The following is a 1,430-nucleotide window of genomic DNA, read 5'->3' on the forward strand; positions in this document are numbered from 1 at the left end:
AGGGCTATGTCGTCGAGATCGACGAGAACACCGGCGAGATCACCGTGACCTTCCCGGATAAGTCGAAGCTCAACGCGGACACCGTTGAGAAGTTCGATGTTCCGGTGACGGTGACCTACCCGGACAAGTCCACCGACAGCACGACGGCCAACTTCAAGTTGGACACCGACGGTGATGGCACACCTGATACCGAAGATCCGGACGATGATGGTGACGGCATCCCGGATGAGAAGGAGAAGGAAGACAAGACCAACCCGAAGGTTCCGAACCAGAACCTGGACTACGAGCCGGTATACGAGGATGGTTCCGGTAAACCTGGCGAGGACGTGACCGTTCCTGCTCCGGAGTTCAAGGACAAGGACGGCAACCCGACCACACCGCCGGATGGCACCACGTTCACCCCGGGTGAGAACATTCCGGATGGCGTGACCATCGATGAGAACACCGGTGAGATCACCGTGACCATTCCGGAGGATGCGAAGCCGGGTGACAAGATCACGGTTCCGGTGGTTGTGACCTACCCGGATGGTTCTAAGGACAACGTTGACGTCACTGTCACGGTGACCGACAAGGACGTTCCGGCTCCTGTCGATAAGGACGCTGACCTTTACGAGCCGTCCTACGAGGACAAGCTCGTCGTCCCAGGTAAGGAGACGAAGTCGTCGCCGACCTTCACCGGCAAGGATGGCAAGGACGCGACCGCTCCTGAGGGCTCGACGTTCAAGATCACTGATGGTTTCTCGGCTCCCGAGGGCTACGTGGTCACTATCGACGAGAACTCCGGCGAGATCACGGTGACCTTCCCGGATAAGTCGAAGCTCAACGCAGATACCGTTGAGGAGTTCGATGTTCCGGTCATTGTGACCTACCCGGACAAGTCCACCGACGACGCGACCGCGAAGTTCAAGCTGGATACCGACGGTGATGGCACGCCTGATACCGAGGATCCGGACGATGACGGTGATGGCATCCCGGATGAGAAGGAGAAGGAAGACAAGACCAACCCGAAGGTTCCGAACCAGAACCTGGACTACGAGCCGGAGTACACCGACGTCACCGGTAAGCCTGGTGAGGACGTCAAGGTGGACAAGCCAACCTTCAAGGACAAGGATGGCAACCCGACCACCCCGCCGGAGGGCACGAAGTTCACCCCGGGTGAGAACACCCCGGATGGCGTGACCATCGATGAGAACACCGGTGAGATCACGGTGACCATCCCGGAGGATGCCAAGCCGGGCGACAAGATCACCGTTCCGGTGGTTGTGACCTACCCGGACGGCACGAAGGACAACGTTGACGTCACCGTCACGGTGACCGACAAGGACGCTGACCTCTACGAGCCGTCCTACGAGGACAAGTTGGTCGTCCCGGGTAAGGAGACGAAGTCTTCGCCGTTCTTCACCGGCAAGGATGGCAAGGACGCGACCGCT

1 protein-coding gene is annotated in these 1,430 nt (G+C 59.3%); it reads left to right on the forward strand.

The genetic code is table 11. The annotated features are described in order from the left end of the window. The coding region (locus HMPREF2690_RS07930) for a YPDG domain-containing protein (RefSeq protein WP_210401388.1) at nt 1-1,430 on the forward strand (1,430 nt) is incomplete at both ends.

It is taken from the genome of Corynebacterium sp. HMSC034E11, assembly GCF_001835905.1.
Lineage (GTDB): Bacteria > Actinomycetota > Actinomycetes > Mycobacteriales > Mycobacteriaceae > Corynebacterium > Corynebacterium coyleae.